This is a genomic window from Parasphingomonas zepuensis, from assembly GCF_036663735.1.
Classification (GTDB): domain Bacteria; phylum Pseudomonadota; class Alphaproteobacteria; order Sphingomonadales; family Sphingomonadaceae; genus Sphingomonas.
Map to the genome: position 1 here is coordinate 332,572 of NZ_JAXOJO010000005.1, position 16,043 is coordinate 348,614.

General features: G+C 64.9%; 17 protein-coding genes and 1 pseudogene. 11 read left to right on the forward strand and 7 right to left on the reverse strand.

Going from position 1 to position 16,043, the window contains the following annotated elements; all coding sequences use genetic code 11:
- Window positions 1–431: 431 nt before the first annotated feature.
- Complete coding sequence (locus tag U1769_RS19580) at window positions 432–671, reverse strand: SHOCT domain-containing protein (RefSeq protein ID WP_332719400.1); 240 nt, start codon at window positions 669–671, stop codon at window positions 432–434.
- Window positions 672–1,159: 488 nt separating this feature from the next.
- Here U1769_RS19580 and U1769_RS19585 point away from each other — a divergent pair, with 488 nt between their 5' ends.
- From U1769_RS19585 to U1769_RS19600, 4 genes and pseudogenes are all read left to right on the forward strand, one after another.
- Entirely contained in the window at window positions 1,160–1,762 is a 603-nt protein-coding gene (locus tag U1769_RS19585; RefSeq protein ID WP_332719402.1) for a response regulator, read from the forward strand.
- A gap of 41 nt (window positions 1,763–1,803) precedes the next feature.
- Window positions 1,804–3,525: an ATP-binding response regulator gene (locus tag U1769_RS19590; RefSeq protein WP_332719404.1), complete on the forward strand. Its 1,722-nt coding sequence runs from the start codon at window positions 1,804–1,806 to the stop codon at window positions 3,523–3,525.
- A gap of 270 nt (window positions 3,526–3,795) precedes the next feature.
- On the forward strand, window positions 3,796–4,554 hold the full coding sequence (locus tag U1769_RS19595; protein WP_332719406.1) for a helix-turn-helix domain-containing protein: 759 nt from the start codon (window positions 3,796–3,798) through the stop codon (window positions 4,552–4,554).
- A gap of 27 nt (window positions 4,555–4,581) precedes the next feature.
- Window positions 4,582–4,841 (forward strand): annotated as a pseudogene (locus tag U1769_RS19600) (transposase); the annotation flags it as partial.
- 838 nt (window positions 4,842–5,679) lie between these two features.
- Here the strand turns inward: U1769_RS19600 and U1769_RS19605 are convergent.
- Entirely contained in the window at window positions 5,680–6,270 is a 591-nt protein-coding gene (locus U1769_RS19605) for a nuclear transport factor 2 family protein (RefSeq protein WP_332719408.1), read from the reverse strand.
- Window positions 6,271–6,309: 39 nt separating this feature from the next.
- Window positions 6,310–7,029, reverse strand: coding sequence for a helix-turn-helix transcriptional regulator (locus tag U1769_RS19610; protein ID WP_332719410.1), 720 nt, complete (start codon window positions 7,027–7,029; stop codon window positions 6,310–6,312).
- Window positions 7,030–7,296: 267 nt separating this feature from the next.
- On the opposite strand from U1769_RS19610, the gene U1769_RS19615 reads away from it, so the two are divergent.
- On the forward strand, window positions 7,297–7,626 hold the full coding sequence (locus tag U1769_RS19615; protein ID WP_332719412.1) for a hypothetical protein: 330 nt from the start codon (window positions 7,297–7,299) through the stop codon (window positions 7,624–7,626).
- Here the strand turns inward: U1769_RS19615 and U1769_RS19620 are convergent, their stop codons facing one another.
- Window positions 7,627–7,896, reverse strand: a complete 270-nt coding sequence (locus U1769_RS19620; RefSeq protein WP_332719414.1) for a hypothetical protein — start codon at window positions 7,894–7,896, stop codon at window positions 7,627–7,629.
- Window positions 7,897–7,933: 37 nt separating this feature from the next.
- On the opposite strand from U1769_RS19620, the gene U1769_RS19625 reads away from it, so the two are divergent.
- On the forward strand, window positions 7,934–8,257 hold the full coding sequence (locus U1769_RS19625) for a DUF1905 domain-containing protein (protein ID WP_332719416.1): 324 nt from the start codon (window positions 7,934–7,936) through the stop codon (window positions 8,255–8,257).
- 122 nt (window positions 8,258–8,379) lie between these two features.
- Here the strand turns inward: U1769_RS19625 and U1769_RS19630 are convergent, their stop codons facing one another.
- Complete coding sequence (locus tag U1769_RS19630) at window positions 8,380–10,569, reverse strand: penicillin acylase family protein (RefSeq protein ID WP_332719419.1); 2,190 nt, start codon at window positions 10,567–10,569, stop codon at window positions 8,380–8,382.
- Between the two features lie 46 nt (window positions 10,570–10,615).
- Between U1769_RS19630 and U1769_RS19635 the strand changes: the two genes are divergently transcribed.
- Window positions 10,616–11,887, forward strand: coding sequence for a metal-dependent hydrolase family protein (locus U1769_RS19635; protein ID WP_443030418.1), 1,272 nt, complete (start codon window positions 10,616–10,618; stop codon window positions 11,885–11,887).
- Here the strand turns inward: U1769_RS19635 and U1769_RS19640 are convergent.
- Entirely contained in the window at window positions 11,856–12,728 is an 873-nt protein-coding gene (locus tag U1769_RS19640; RefSeq protein WP_332719425.1) for an alpha/beta hydrolase family protein, read from the reverse strand. The two genes, U1769_RS19635 and U1769_RS19640, sit on opposite strands and share 32 nt — an antisense overlap.
- A 92-nt stretch (window positions 12,729–12,820) precedes the next feature.
- On the opposite strand from U1769_RS19640, the gene U1769_RS19645 reads away from it, so the two are divergent.
- The 3 genes from U1769_RS19645 to U1769_RS19655 are packed head-to-tail and all read left to right on the forward strand — an operon-like array spanning window position 12,821 to window position 14,799.
- On the forward strand, window positions 12,821–13,975 hold the full coding sequence (locus tag U1769_RS19645; RefSeq protein WP_332719427.1) for an aminotransferase class I/II-fold pyridoxal phosphate-dependent enzyme: 1,155 nt from the start codon (window positions 12,821–12,823) through the stop codon (window positions 13,973–13,975).
- A gap of 17 nt (window positions 13,976–13,992) precedes the next feature.
- Window positions 13,993–14,394, forward strand: a complete 402-nt coding sequence (locus U1769_RS19650) for a GFA family protein (protein WP_332719429.1) — start codon at window positions 13,993–13,995, stop codon at window positions 14,392–14,394.
- Window positions 14,395–14,418: 24 nt separating this feature from the next.
- Complete coding sequence (locus U1769_RS19655) at window positions 14,419–14,799, forward strand: nuclear transport factor 2 family protein (protein WP_332719431.1); 381 nt, start codon at window positions 14,419–14,421, stop codon at window positions 14,797–14,799.
- Between the two features lie 57 nt (window positions 14,800–14,856).
- Here the strand turns inward: U1769_RS19655 and U1769_RS19660 are convergent, their stop codons facing one another.
- Complete coding sequence (locus tag U1769_RS19660; protein WP_332719433.1) at window positions 14,857–15,306, reverse strand: hypothetical protein; 450 nt, start codon at window positions 15,304–15,306, stop codon at window positions 14,857–14,859.
- Window positions 15,307–15,534: 228 nt separating this feature from the next.
- Between U1769_RS19660 and U1769_RS19665 the strand changes: the two genes are divergently transcribed.
- Window positions 15,535–15,981: a hypothetical protein gene (locus tag U1769_RS19665; protein ID WP_332719435.1), complete on the forward strand. Its 447-nt coding sequence runs from the start codon at window positions 15,535–15,537 to the stop codon at window positions 15,979–15,981.
- Window positions 15,982–16,043: the final 62 nt, after the last annotated feature.

Consider the following 16,043-nt stretch of genomic DNA (forward strand, 5'->3'; position numbering starts at 1 on the left):
TGTAGCGGCGCTGTAATGGCCGGTGAGGTGCTGCGGATAGAAGCAGGACGGATGGAGATAGCGGTCGTTCCTCGCCTCGTTCGCCTCGGACGTTCCCGCCGCGGAGTCGTTCGCCGACGAAGATATCCTGAGGAGGAGAGCATCTATCGGAATAGTGCTGTTCGCGGCGACCGGGCCGCGATCGCGCCTGATCGGCGACGAGGCCACGCCAGTGATGGCGCATTGAGCCGGAGCGGCGCGCGGTACATCGGCACCCAGCGGGCACGCCCCCCCTTTTTCTGCTCCCCGGCGAAGGGGCACTGGTGGGATCGCCCCCCGACGATCCTCGAACATGCGGAGCATGTTAACCCGGTGCTCCTCCGCCGGGGAACAGCCCCCCCAACGGGTATCGGTCGGATTTGACGCGCCGCCGTGAATTGGCGGCCCGCCATCTATCCAACCCGAAAATGCGCCCACAGGACGGCCAGGATCACGAACAGTGCGATCCACGCGATCGCACCGTATCGCACCTCGTTCGCCCTGGACGTCGCGGGTGGGGGATCGTCGGCGGACGAAGCGATCCCGAGGAGGAGAGCGCCCCTGCGCTTCTGAAACTCCTCTTCCGCGATAGCCCCGCGCCGCTTCAGATCATCGAGCCATTGCAGTTCTTCGGCGACCTTGTAGCCGGCCATCCCCTTCCCCCCCGCTTATCCGCCCCACCTGCTCCCGCGGCGTTTCCAGAGCCATCGACCCAGCCCCTAATCAGACGGCGACCGTTGAGCGATGTCCCCGTCTCTACCTTCCTGGCTCTTTCGCCATCGTTTGCGCGACTGACGATGGATGTTCGAACCGCAGCCGGTACAAGTACCGACATAGTGAAGGCCATCCCATAACACCCTGCGTCGATCCGGATCATGCCGGTTCATCCTGCACAGGATAGAGCGAGGCACCAGGACCGGCACAAAGAATTCCTTGTCGAAAGCAGTTTTACTTGCGCCTCGACTCCCCGCCATCATGCAACTCGCGGACGCGCGCCAACCAAATACTCGCAGGGACCGGAAACCGGTAACCAGCGAGATGCAGGAGCGTTTTTACATCAGCTTGAAAACGCCCGCTATAGTCCATCTGGACTGGCTTACACCCGGGACTATCGCCGCTGTTCGGGTTACACTCACGGACCATGAGCGATCCCATTGTTCTCATCATCGACGATCATGCGCTGTTCCGGTCGGGGGTGGCCGCCTTGCTCTCCATCGGGCTGCACAATGCGGAGATTCGCGAGGCAGGCTCCCTGGAAGAGGCGCTGGCCTATAGAGGGATCAGCCCGTCGATCCTGATCCTCGACGTCCAGCTGCATGGGATCAGTGGCCTGCAGGGCATGGCCTCGCTGAGACGGAAGTGGCCCCATGCCCGCATCCTGGTGGTTTCGGCGTTCGACACCCCGGACATCATCGCCGATGCCCTGGCGCTGGGCGCCGAGAGCTTTTTGGCCAAGACCGAGCGCCCCGACCGGATGATTGCGACCCTTCGCCGCATGCTGGACGGCCCGCCCGGCAAGCCTTCCGCACGCCCCCCGGACAATGCGCGACCCTCCCTGACGCCGCGCCAGACCGAGGTGCTCGACCTGGTGTGCCAGGGACTATCCAACAAGATGATCGGACGGCGCCTTGGCCTTTCCGAGCATACCGTCCGTGGCCACGTCCAGGCCCTGCTTGCATCGCTTGGCGCGGCCACCCGGACGGAAGCTGCCTTTGCGGCCCGCCGCCTGGGCCTCATTCGGTGAACGCCCTGGCCCGCGGCGCCGCGCGCACCGAGCAAATACGAATGGTATTGGAGGGGGTGGGCGCGTCCCTGGCCGTCGGCATCCTGCTCCCCAGCCTCCTCGTCGTCTTCCTCAAACAGTCGGCGCCGCACGGATGGCTGGCAATCTGGTACGTGGCTTTTCTCGCCGGACGTTGGGTGATGGTTGTTGCCGCGCGGCATCTTTTGCGGTCCGGCGCCTATAGCGGACCCGGCAAGCGCATCGAATACGGCCTGGCGCTGCTGAAAATCTATGAAGGCTGCCTGTGGGGCGCCCTTCTCTGGATCGCGCTGCCCGCGTCGGACCCGGCCATCAGCATCGTCCTCATGGCCTTGCTCTGCGCCATTTGCGGCAACGCGGTTGCGTTGCTGGCACCGCTACGGGACCTCTATCTGGCGCTTGCCCTGCCCATGCTGGCGTTTGGTTTCACGCGATTCTGGTCGATGGGCACCACGCCGTATCGCGTGCTTGCGCTCTGCTGCATCCTGTATGTCGTCGGCCTTTATGGCCAATCGCGTCTTGCCAACCGGCGCATCCGCGATGTGATCCTGCTGCAGTTCGAGAACGACCGGCTGGTCGATCAGCTGCGCAATGAAATGGGCCTGGCCCAGGAAGCGCGATTCGAAGCGGAACGCGCCAATACGGCCAAATCCAGGTTCCTTGCCGCCGCGAGCCATGACCTGCGCCAGCCCGTGCACGCGCTGGGGATGTTCCTGGAGGCGCTTTCGCATAGCCGGCTGACGCCGACGCAGCGCCAGACCGTGGAAAGCGCGCAGACGGCAAGCCTTGCCTCGTCCGAGATGCTGAACACGCTGCTCGATTTCTCGCGCATCGAGGCTGGCGTGATCGTCCCCAATATCCGCGACATTCCGCTTCAGCCGCTGTTCGACAAGCTGGAGAATGAGCTGGCGCCGATGGCGGATGCGAAGCAGCTGATCTATCGCTCCCCGCAGACGCCGCTCTGGGTTACGTCCGACAGTGTCCTGCTGGAACAGATCCTGCGCAATCTGATATCGAACGCCATCCGCTACACCATCAGCGGCGGATTGTTCATCGGGTGCCGCCGCCGCTCCGGCGCGGTGTCGATCGAAATCTACGATACCGGCATCGGCATCGCCGAGAATGCGCAAGCCGACATCTTTTGCGAATTCCTCCAGCTCGGCAATCCGGAGCGCGACCGCCAGAAGGGGCTGGGGCTGGGACTCGCCATCGCGCACCGGCTGGCCGCCGCGCTCGGCCATCCGCTGTCCCTGTCGTCGGTGGTCGAGCGGGGCAGCGTCTTCCGGGTCAGCGTACCGCTGGCGTCTCCACGCCATGAAGGCACTGCGGCCGAACAGCTTCCCGACCGTCCCTTCGGGCAGCTTGCCGGGCGGACATTCCTGGTGGTCGATGACGACGCGATCGTGCGGGCCGGGATGCGGCATCTGCTGCGCAGCTGGGGTTGCGAATGCCACACGGCCGAATCGCAGCGTGAGGCGATCGACCTGCTGGCGAAATATCCGCGACCGGACGCGATATTATGCGACTATCGCCTCCGGGACGGACAGACGGGCGCCGATGTGGCCGCGATGCTCCGGCACTATATCGGCGGCGACATTCCCGCCCTGCTGATCACCGGCGACACGGCCCCCGAGCGGCTGCGCGAGGCGATGCTCAGCGGGTTGCTGCTCATGCACAAGCCGGTTTCCCCGGCGCAGCTGTATCAGCATCTTTGCCGGCTGGTTGCGGATTCGCCGGGATCGTAGCGGGATCGTAGCGGGGTCGCGCGGCGCTGAGGTGAGCGAGCCGTGCCTGACGTTCAAAGGGAGCGGTGGCGAATGGCGGCTGGCGCACCACCTTCAGCCGTTGGGGCAACGAGGCATGGTGTTGTCATCATCGATTCGTATCGAACGCGACGATGCCGGCGTTGTGCGTTATCGCCTTTTGAAGAGCGAAGCGGCTGACAGTCCCCAGTCCTGAGGTACGAATTTTTCGGGGTAGCTGCGGCCCTGTGCCCAGCCTAGCTTCCGGGCGGTATGAGCACGCGCGTACACGACGGATCCTGGGCGCTTTCCGAAAAGGAGAAGCAGACGCTTCGCCTGATCGTCCGCGGGCATGACGCAAAGTCGATCGCGCGCCGCCTCGATCTTTCGGTCCACACGATCAACGAGCGGCTGCGCGATGCGCGGCGTAAGATGGCGGTATCGAGCAGCCGCGAGGCGGCGCGCCTGTTGCTGGCGGCGGAGGGCGGCCCCGAATTTCCTGACCCCGAATTGCTTGGGGACATCGAAATCGGGGAAGACGCTGGCCCCGGCCGGATGGATCAGGGGGCAGGGCGGCCATTCCGCCGGCCCCGGATCATCATCGGAGTTCTGCTCATGACGCTTGCTCTCTGCCTGTTGGCTTTTGCCACTATGCCCCAACTCGCTTCAACCGCGCCGCCTGAGCCGGTCGCGTCGCGCGTCGCGCCGGATGTGGCGGTGGTGGACACCGCGCGGAAGCTTCTCGTCCTGCTCGATCAGGGCCGCTGGGAAGAAAGCTATCAGGCATTCGCGCCGACCTTCCGCAAGCTGAACACCCTCCAGGTCTGGACCGACGTGTCCAAAGAGGTGCGCGCCCCCCTGGGCGCCGCGCTCTCGCGCACCTTCCTCAGCCAGGAGGATATCGCCGCGCCGCCCCATGGCTATCAAATGGCCAAGTTCCGCACGCGCTTCGCCAACAAGGAAATGGTGGAGAAGGTAACGCTGGAGCACGTGAATGGCGCGTGGCTTGTGGTGGGGGTGATGATCGAGTGAGGTTCGGTTTATGAAGCCATAAGGTCCACGCCAAGGCGCAGCCAGTCAGGCGAGCGCGACTATAAGGGCCATATCTCGAAGGCTGGCGATCCGATGCTGCGCTCTGCGCTTTATGAAGCGGCCAATGTGCTGCTCGTACGGGTCAAGCGCCCCTCGGCGTTGCAGACATGGGGCAAGGCGCTGGCCGAAACCAGGGGGCCAAGCGCGCCCGCGTCGCCGTCGCCCGCAAGCTCGCCATCCTGCTCCACCGCCTTTGGCAGGCGGACACCGAGTTCTGCTGGAACTGACCCCGGCAGAACCACGACCGAAGGCCAAAACCGGACGATCCCGCTTATAGTGTCGCGGCCCAGACCGCGTTGGCGACATCAGGGACGTCCACCTACCTCGCCTGACCGCGATCATGCGGCATGGTCTCAATGCCGCCAAGGCCGACCATGACCACGAAGACAACCATAGACCAAGGTCAGAATACAAGGAATATCAGCATCATGACGGAATCAATTAGACAACACTATACTTAACTAGCTTCTGACCTTCGCGGTTGATTTCATTCTGAGAGCCGGAGATAGTTTAGCATAGCGCCCCCGAATTCCGCGGCTGCTTTTCGACAATCCTCACCTGAAACGGCTTGGGAGAAGAGACCCAATAGCGGCTATCTCATGGGCGCGGGATGTCGATCCTATGATCGTCAACTATGCGCCAGACGTCACCATCGCGTGTCAGGGTCGCGATGTGATAAACGATCTTGTCGTGGTAGTGAGCCGCGAAATGGCAGTCGACCGATGCTGCATTCCGATCGGAAACGCACGATAGCTCCGACAGCTTGCTTGCGGGAATGACATGCCCTGTGACGGACCCGGCTGGATAGCGGTTTAAGTACGCCACCAGGCGATCCTCGCCCGCCCGATTTACGGCGGCGATAACGTCCGCACGATTGGGAAGGGCCGCCTTGTCTCGCGCTACCGCGGGCGCGCCGAGGAGCACGACGCAACCAATAAACAGATGGAGTCGGTGCCTCACCTCCTCAAGTTAAGGCGCTTTTGCCCCCTGGCGCAACGTTCCCTTTCCCTATCCTTTGCGCCATCTCAGGGCAGCAAGTCATTTCCAAAGGAAATCCGGCCGATTCTAGTTCGGATCTTTTACGGACGGCGCAAAGGTGATGATTTTCGAGATCTTCCCGCTCGGATCTACGGTGATCTGGTCACCTCCCCGAGCAAAAACCTTGCCGTCGGCCTGAACGATTACCCATGTCAGCAGGGCCACATCGTGATGCGCAGAGACATCGCCGATTTCAAAATGGCCTCCCGGGAATTTCTCATGGAACGTGGCCATGTCCTGAATGACCAACGTTCGGCCGGTCGACCAATCATGTCGGGCCGTTTGATATTCGATGGTATCGGCCAGAACATCATTGGCGATTTTCAAGCGCTGATCGATGTCGTCTGTGTTCCAGGCGCTTATATATTTCCGGTATATATTCCAGGCTTCCTGATTGGTCATTGCTGACGCTCCTTTTTTCGCCTGATCCGGCGCTGCCTGTGCAGAAACCGGGATCAATAAAATCGCTAAATTCATCAAGATAGCCGCACAAAGCATGACCGTTTTCCCGCGGGCACGCCGCATCCGAGGCTCGGACGGGACGGGATTCGACGGTATAACGGCGGAATCGTCGTCTTCGGTCGGGAAGGCCATCGCGGCAGGGGACAACGAAACCATCTATCTCTCCTGAAACGGCGGGGGGCCGTCCGTCGATCGTTAAGCGATCGGTGTGTCAGAAACTGTCAGCAACGAACGCCAGTCGCGATCCTGCTGCCGCCACTGCGTTATGATCGATTGGCGTCGCCCGGGGTATCGTTCCTCCGAGATTGCCTTCACCTGCAAACGGTCGATACGGAAATGGCGGAAGGCCGAGCGATGCTCGCACCAGGCCGCCAGCAAGCGCACATCGTCGAAATACACGATGGCGATGGGCCAGATGGTGCGATCGGATGGCGTGCCGTGCGCGTCCTCGTAGCGGATCTCGGCTTTGCGTTGCCGGCGGATGGCATCCCGCAACAAGGCGGTCTGCGGCGGATCCACGCGCTCGGACGCCGATGACGGCGCTACGAGCGCAGGTGGCCCGTCACGTGTCGCGGGACCGTTGCTTCCCGCGGAAAGGATTTTTGCCAACGCGCTTTCGCTGCCTTTCGCCAGGGCGGGGTCGGCCCGCTGCTGCACCCAGCCCAGGCCAAGGACCAGCGCGTCCAGTTCATCCTGTGAAAAAGCGAACTCCGGAAGAAAAAAACCTTCCCGCAAACAATAGCCGACACCCGCCTCTCCCTCGAGCGGCGCGCCCAGCGAACGCAGCGTATCGATGTCCCGGTATATGCTCCGCTGCGAAACGCCCAGTTCACCGGCCAGATCGAGCGCCGTGACGGGCATTCTGCGGGCGCGCAGAATGCCGATCAGTTCAAATAGCCGACCGGTCCGCGACATGAGCAATGTCTTCCTCGTCAAACATATGACTGCCATATAGGAACGCGCCAGCTATCCCGTCAGCCGGCATCGAAAGTCCGGCAATGCCGCCAGGTTCGTGCAGGGCATCGCGCTGCCGGCCGATCGACGGGGTGCCCATCAAAAGAGTGGTTCGGCAAGGCCTTGCGCCCGTCAGCGCGGCCGAAATGGGACACCACAATGCGCCCATTTCGGAACTTTTCGGGGCGGCATGACGTTAGCGCGTCTCAAAACAAAGGGAGTGAGACGATGGCTGACCCAAGATATGACGACCGCACCGAGACAGTAGTAGTACGCCGCGGCATGAGCGGAACAGCAATTGTGGGGATCATCCTGGCGATTGCCGCGGTGATCGTCGCGCTGCTCTTCGCCACCGGTTTCTGGAGCGCTGACGTCAAAGAAGGCGAGCTTCCCAAGATCAACGTCAGCGCCGACAGCGGCAAGCTTCCCGATGTCGATCTGAAGTCCAAGGAAGTCGTCGTCGGCACCAAGACGACCACGGTGGACGTGCCGAAGGTGAAGACCGAGAAGGAAGAGATTTCCGTTCCGGTCGTCGGCGTCAAAGACGACAATAAATGATCATGGCCGGGAGCGCAGCTGCTGCGCTCCCGGGTCTATCGAAGCACCTGATCGGGGCTGGGCGCCAGCAGAGACTATCCCACAGGCGCGCAACAGCAGGGCCAGCGCAAAACCTGTTGCGATAAGCCACAGGCTCGCCGTGGCCGCGAAACCGATGAAGCAGAGCATCACGCGCCCGACCAGCCCCATGTACCGCCCCCTGTTCGCTTCGCCGCCCGTCTTTTTGAGGTTCTCGCCCCGGATCCGGGAGAAGGTGCCGTCGCGGCCCAATCTATCGCGATCGCCGTGCTCGACCTATAGCAGGAAGATGGTTGCCAGCCGTCAGACCCTCGCCGACGTCGCCTTCGTCGGTGAAGTTATCGAGTGGCGCGGTCCGGCCCCTTTCTTCTTCGTCGCAGTGCCGCCCGAATGGGTCGGCGAGTTGAGATACGCCGCGAGACTCGCCAGCTATGGCTGGGGTGTCGTCCCGGTGCAGGCGACGATCGGCGGCGTGCCCTTCACCACTTCCCTGTTCCCCAGGGACGGCGGATACCTGCTGCCGCTCAAAATGGCTGTCCGGGCAAAGGGGAAGATCGGGCTGGGCGATATGGCAGCTGTCGAAATCCGGGTGACCGTGAACGACGGCGCTTAGGCGCGATGGGATATTGCGGCACGGTAACCAGACCATAGTCGATACATAATTCCACGCGTCCTCGCCAGCGCGCCGACGGACGCGATATCTGGATTACGGTCCCGGCCGCTCGCGTTATGGGCTCAGGATCCCGGACTGTAGCGGCGCTCGATGTGGCCGGTGAGGTCCTGCGGGTAGAAATAGACCGGGCGGAGATTGCCGTCGGCGTAGCGTTGCGCCTGATCGTTGAAATGCGGTGAGGCGGGATCGCCGCTTTCGCCGCCCGCGGTGACCGCCCAGGCCCTGAGGCGCGGGCCGAATTCGACGATCGCGACGAAGCTGTTGCCGCTGGTGCCGTAATAGTTCTTCGTGTTCGCATAGGGCCGCGCGCCGAACGAGGCGAGCGAGCCCCATTGCGCCGAGGTGAAGTGCACGGCGATGCTCGGTTTCGAATCGTCGAACCGGGCGGCGATCGAATCGTCGAGCCGCTGGAAGCGGTTGATCCGGCCCCAGGCGACGCGCCAGCCGCCGAAATCGTGGGTCAGCCGGTCCCCCGCCTGGGCGAGCGCATCAAGCTTCGCGTCCGGCGTGACCTTTGCGGCGATATAATCGGGCACGTTCATGCGCTCGGCACGGGCGAAGCCGCCGACATCCTTCCACAGGGTGTCGCCCCAGAACACCGCGAGCGCGGTGGGCTCCGAGCTGGCCGACCAGCGATAGTCCCAGCCCCGGAGCAACGCGACCGGCGCGGCGAGCTTCGCGCGGCGTGGGTCGGCGGCGGGCAGGGCTTCCCAGGCGGCGACGAGCTGCGGGACCAGGACGGCAAAGGCGGGCAGATAGGAATCATAGGCCGCCGCGCGGAGCTTTTCCGGAGTGAAGCCGCTTTTCCCGGTCAGCAGCAGATCGGCATGGGTGCCGCGCGCATCGGGGCCGGCGCTGTCCATGTAGCGCGGATAGTCGCTCGCCTTTGGGCTGTCGGGGCCGGCAGCCTGCCACGGCCAGTCATTGGTGTTCTTCGCCCAGCCGACCGGCGGGTTGATCGCATTGGGCAGCGACGCGATGCTGTGCAGGCCCTGCCAGTCCGTCGCCGGATCCGCGCCGTCGACCGGCTTTTCGTAATCGAAGCGCGTATCGCGCACCGGCACGAATTGCGGGTGGAGATAGGCGATCTCCCCCTTGTCGTCAGCGAACAGCGTGTCGTTCGAGCTATTGGCCTGGCGGCCGGCGACGTCGAGATAGGAAGCGAGATCCGTCGCCTTGGTGCGCAGCCAGCTCTGTTCGAGCGCGGGGACCGGTTTCCACATCAGCGAGACAGCGATCCATTTGCCGTCGCGCTTTGCGACCACCGGGCCGTGATGGGTGCGCCAGGTGGTGAAATGGCGCGTAGCCAGCGTCCCGTCCGGCTGGCGGACGGCGATGGCGATGCGGCTGGTGGTGAGCGGGCGGGTCTTCTCGCCGTAGCGATAGGCGAGCTTGCCGGGCTTCCAGATCACCGTCTCCGCGAACTCGTCGACATTGTCGACGCCGGACGAGGTGTGCATCCAGCCGGCATTGGCATTGAAACCCTGATAGATGAAGAACTGCCCCCAGGTGGAGGCGCCGTACGCATTGAGCCCCTCCCCGCTCGTCATCTGCAACTCGGAGCGGAAATAGAAGCTGGTGTGCGGGTTGATCAGCAACAGGGCGTGGCCGTCGGCGGTGTTCTTCGGCGCGATGGCGATGCCGTTCGAGCCGCGCGGCTCGGCCGGAACGCGGCCGAGCTCGGCGTCCGTCAGCGCGACCTGGCGGCGGCCGTACAAAGTCTCGAGCTCCGACAGCGAGATGCGTTCGATATCGCCGCCGATGCTGCCCTCCGTGAAGGACAGCGCCATCCAGGGCTCGAAGCGCGTCAGCACTTTCGGGCGGACGGCGGGGTGGGTGGCGAGATAATAGTTCAGCCCGTCGGCCCAAGCCTGCATCAGCGTGCGCAGCCAGGCGGGGCTTTCCCGGTACTGTTTCTGCAGCACGACCGGATCGACATAGAGGCGCTGGCGCAGATCGGCCCAGATCGCCTTTTCCCCCTCGGCCTCCGCCGTGCGGCCGAGCGCGGTCAGATAATTGGCCTCGATCCGGCTGAAATCATCCTCCGCCTGAGCGTAGATCGCGCCGAACACGGCATCCGCATCGCTCTTGCCCACGACATGGGCAATGCCCCAGTCGTCGCGAGTGATGGTGACCCGGGTCGCCTGCGCCTTCCAGCCGGCGAGCTCGTTCGGGGCGGCCTGGGCGATCGCGGGGAACAGCAGCGCAGCGGCGAGGAGCAGGTTGCGCGGAAGGAGCGTCAGTCTATCCATGCGCAGGGGCTATCGGGCGCAGCGGCCCGCGACAAGGAGGGCAATGATGGGAACGCTGATCGGGAGGTGGCTCGCACTCGCGCTCGCTTTCGCCACGCCGGCAGTGGCGGCCGAGCCGGAATCGCTGCTGCTGCGGCCGGACCGCGTGTTCGACGGCGTCGATCCGGTGGCGCACGCCGGGTGGGAGGTGCTGGTGACGGGCGACCGGATCATCGCGGTCGGGCCGAAGCTGGCCGCGCCCGCCGGCGCGCGTGTGATCGCGTTGCCAGGGCAGACCCTGATGCCGGGCATGATCGAAGGCCATGGGCATCTGTTCCTGCATCCCTATGACGAGACGAGCTGGGACGATCAGGTGCTGCACGAACCGCTGGCGCTGCGCACCGCGCGGGCGGTGGCGCAGGCGCGCGCGACTCTGCTGGCCGGTTTCACCAGCGAGCGTGATCTTGGCACCGAGGGGGCGGGCTATGCCGATGTCGGACTGAAACAGGCGATCGACCAGGGCATCGTACCCGGACCGCGGCTGACTGTGGCGACGCGGGCGATCGTCGCGCTAGGCGCTTACGGCCCCAAGGGATTCGAGCCGGGCACCGCCATCCCGCAGGGCGCGCAGGAAGTGAGCGGCGCCGCCGAGATGGTGCGCGCGGTGCGCGAGCAGATCGCGGCGGGCGCCGATGTGGTGAAGCTCTACGCCGATTATCGCTGGGGCCCGGGCGAGCCGAGCCGGCCAACCCTGTCGCTGGCCGAGATCGTGGCCGCGACCGAGGCAGCGCATGATGCGGGGCGGACCGTCGCGGTGCACGCTTCCACCGCCGAGGGCATGCGCCGCGCGATCGCGGCCGGGGTCGACTCGATCGAGCATGGCTATGGCGGGACGGCGGAGGTGTTCAGGGCGATGGCGGCGAAGGGGATCGCGCTGTGCCCGACGCTCGCCGCATCCGATGCGGTGGCGCGCTATCGCGGCTGGAAGGGCGCCGATCCGACCCCGGCGGGCGTGACGGAAAGCCGCAGGAGCTTCGCGCTCGCGCGTGCGGCCGGCGTGCCGATATGCATGGGCGGCGATGTCGGGGTTTTCACGCACGGCGACAACGCGCGCGAGATGGAGCTGATGGCGGCGGGCGGCATGCCGGCGGCGCAGGTGATGATCGCGGCGACATCGGGCAATGCGCGGGCCTTCCATCTCGATGCCAGGCTGGGCGCAGTGAAGGCCGGGTTGCTCGCGGACCTGATCGCCGTCGGCGGCGATCCGACGCGGGACGTGGCGGCAGCGCGCGACGTGCGGCTGGTGATCAAGGGCGGCGTGGTGGTGAAGGGGCCGTGAAGTCCTGTTGCCCGAACGGGTAGAGGTGAACGGTCTGTGGCAGGGTAATTTCGACCTTCCCCTCCCCGTCGAGCTTCGCGACGATCGCGCGCAGGATCGTCGCCAGCACGGCGGCATCGGGCGCGTGGCCGGCATCCTTGATCACGAAGGCAGCGCCGGGCTTGTGCGCCGCTTCCGCCGCTTTGGCGAGCTGCTCGCCCATTTGCCAGGGCACGGTGTCATCGGCAGTGCCCTGGACGAGGTATAGCGGCTCATCAAGCTTCGAGACCGCTGCCGCATTGTCATATTCATTGGGCACGGCGGCGCGGAAGATCCTGGAAACCATGTCGCGCAGGCGAGTGAAGGCGCCGATCGTGACCAGCGCATCGAGCCGCTGGCGCGTGGCGAGCCCGAAGGCGACGCCGCCGCCAAGGCTGTGGCCGATAACGATCAGCCTGCCCGAGCCGGCGATGCCGCGGGCGCGAGCATAAAAGGCGTCGGCGTCGGCGGCGAGCCCGGCTTCGCTCGCGGTGCCCGGGTTTCCGCTATATTCGCGATACTCCGCCGCGACGATGCCGTAGCCCTCGGCAATCAGCGGGGCGAACCATTGAACCGATCGCATCGCGCTCGAGCCATTGCCATGGAAGACGAGCAGGGTCGGCTTGCCGTCGCGCGGGGCGATCTCGATGCCGCCGAGCGTCAGGCCGTCGGCCGTCCGCACTGCGTCGAGCACGGCGGTGGCGGGCAAGCCGTCCAGGCTGAGCGGTGCAGTCGGCGCGGGATAGATGCGATGATGGACCTGCGCCGTCGCCGGCGTCGCGGCGAGCAAGGCGGGCAGCAGGGCGCAGGCGAGGCGATTCATGGCGGGGCGATGGTAGCGCGGGCAAAGAGACGGGCAAGAGGATAACTGCGGCGGGCGATTGCCTCATTCGCCGCGCACGCTAAGCCGGCACCATGTCAGCCGAGATCGATCCGTTCCACGCCATCGTCATCAGCCGCGCCGCACACCGCATGGCGGCCGAGGGGCGCTCGATCATCCATATGGAGTTCGGCCAGCCCTCCACCGGCGCGCCTGCCGCTTCGATCGCGCGGGCGCATGACGTGCTCGACAGCGACGGCATGGGCTATTGGGAGAGCATGGCGCTGAAGGCGCGGATCGCGCGGCATTATGACGAAGCCTATGACGTAACCATCGATCCGGAACAGGTGGTGCTGACCTGCGGCGCCTCCCCCGCCTTCGTGCTGGCGCTGTCCTGCCTGTTCGCGCCGGGCGACCGGGTGGCGTTCGCGCGGCCTGGCTATGTCGCGTATCGCAACACGGCGAAGGCGCTTCACCTGGAACCAGTCGAGATCGGCTGCGGCGAGGCCGAGCGGTTCCAGATCACCGCGGCGGCTGTCGAGCGGCTCGACCCCGCGCCGCACGGTCTTATCCTGGCCAGCCCGGCCAACCCGACCGGCACGATCATCGCAGCCGAAGAGCTGGCCGCGATCGTCGCGGTGTGCCGGCGGCGGGGAATCCGGATCATCTCGGACGAGATCTATCACGGGCTGAGCTATATCGGCGCCGCGCGATCAGTGCTGCAGGACGAGCCCGAGGCGCTGATCGTCAACAGCTTCTCCAAATATTTCAGCATGGCCGGCTGGCGGCTCGGCTGGCTGATCGTGCCCCCTTCGCTGATCGACGCGGCACGCGCGCGGATGGGCAATCTGTTCCTGACGCCGCCATCGCTGGCGCAGCATGCGGGCCTGATCGCGTTCGATTGCCGCGACGAGCTGGAGGGGCATGTCGCGACCTATGCGCGCAATCGAGACCTGCTGCTCGCCGCCCTGCCCGCGCTCGGCCTGAAGAAGATCGCACCGCCCGACGGCGCCTTTTATATCTGGGCGGATATCGGGCATTTGACCGACGACAGCATGGCCTTCTGCATCGCGCTGCTCGAGGATACCGGGGTGGCGACGGCGCCGGGGATCGATTTCGATCCGGTGGAGGGGCGTCGATTTCTGCGGATCAGCTTTGCGGTATCGACCGACCGAGTCGAGGAAGCGCTGCGGCGGATGGTGCCGTGGTTTGCGGCGCGCGCGCCCGTGCGCGTCGGGGCCGACGGTTGAGGAGTACGGAGCGAGACATGACCGATGAGCGGATTGCCCAATGTGCATGCGGTGCCCTGAGCGCGACGGCCCGCGGCGATCCGGTGCGGATTTCCATCTGCCATTGCCTGGACTGCAAGCGACGGTCCGGGAGCGCATTTTCCTACAACGCGACCTATGCGGCGGCGCAGGTTTCGACGCACGGAGAGCATGGTACATATCGCAGGACAGGCGACGAGGGCCGCTGGGCGGAGTTTCATTTCTGTGGCCGGTGCGGCACGACGGTGTTCTACGAGATCGAGGCACGGCCGGGCATGGTGACGGTGCCCGCCGGCGGGTTCGCCGACATGGGTTTTCCCGAACCAACCGTCGAGGTTTACGGCGAGCGCCGGCCAGACTGGTGCGTCATTCGATCGACGGGACCGCTGGCTGAAGAGTGAAGGGCTGGGCTTGGGAGAGGATGCATGGAGATCGAGCCGCGGAAATTTGCCGACGCATGGGCCGCTGCATGGAATGCGCACGATATCGAAGCCGTGCTCGCCCATTTTCATGACGACGCGACCTTCTCCTCGCCCTTCGCCGCATTGGTCCTGCCCGAAAGCCGGGGCCGGCTGATCGGGAAAGCGGCGATCCGGGATTATTGGACCATCGGCATCGCGCGCATCCCGGATCTGCACTTCACGATCGACGCGGTATTCGTCGGCATCGACTGCATCGTCATCGCTTATGTGAACCAGAGGCAGGCGCGGGTGAGCGAAGTGCTGAAGTTCGCCGGCGCGCTGGTGATAGAGGGCCATGGCACCTATGCCGAGGGTGTCGTCAATCCGACCGGCGCGAGCGCCTGACGGGCATTGGCCCGACGCTGATAATTGATCTGATTTCCCGCGAGCAGGTGCCGGACCTTATGTGTCGTACTCGCCGCTGTCCCACGGCTCGAAAAAAGCCATGTAATTTCCCGGCTGAGCCTCCACCGCGGAGACATCATCACCATCTTCCGGCTCGCGGGGTACAAGTCCGAAAACCGTGCCGAAGCGCTCGACGGAAAAGGGGGCAATCCTGATCCGCTGCCTTGTGATGTTTCCGAGCTCTTCGAGCCTTTGGTGGCAAAGCGCTCGCCGTGCCTCTGCATCGAGCGTAGCGCGCAGACCCAGGTCATCGATCTTCGCCTCGAGAAATCCACCTGCTTCATCGAACAGGTAGAGCGCCACAAACTCTCTACCCGGCGCGGCGCCTAGTGCCGGTTCAAAGGGCGTCGTCAGGAAAAAGCTACGGCCGTCCTCGGTCTTGCCTATATCCGCAGCGTAGTAATCGTCGTGATCGATCGCGATCAGACTGGGAAAGGACTGAGTCATCAAGCATTCGCCTTCGGCACGATATCCCGATTGAGCGGATTTGCAGTATTGCACCAGATTGTCGACATAATCTGCCCTCCCGACCTGTTGGGGTGATTGACGCCTGCCCAACTACGCGGTGCGGAGGGTTAACAGCCCCGCCCCCGATCGCCGCCCCGCATCATCCCGCTTGTCGTTCGTCCCGCCCCTGGCGTATCGGTTCGGCCCGGTCAGGATGCCCGATCACCGATGTTGAGCCAGCCCGAACAAGCGCTGCAGAATCTGGAAGAGGCGCGCGGCCTGCGCGCTGCCGGCACGCCGTATCGCGAGATTCGCCGCAAGCTCGGACTCAGTGCCGGGCAGCTCGGCCATATTCGCCGGGCGCTGAAGCGCGAAAAGGGCGCGCGGACGCGGCTGCACAAGGCGGTGCCGGAGGCGACCGACCGCGATCTCCCGGTCAGCCAGTCGGTTCTGCCAGCCGGCCTGCGCAAGCGCCTGACCGCTTCGGGCTATCATACGCTCGGCGATCTGGCGGACCGGCTGGCCGATCCCGACTTTCCCGGCCTGGAGACGATGCCCGGCATCGGCCCGCACCGGGCGCGGCTGGTGAAGGGGCTGCTCGATCATTTCGGCTTGCTGCCCGGCCCGAGCGACCTGCAGGCAGCGATCGAGCGGCTCTTTCCCGAATTCCGATAGCGCGAGCCATGCGTAGTCTTCTTGCAACGCGCCCGCGCCGCCTCTAATTTACGCGCCTCCAG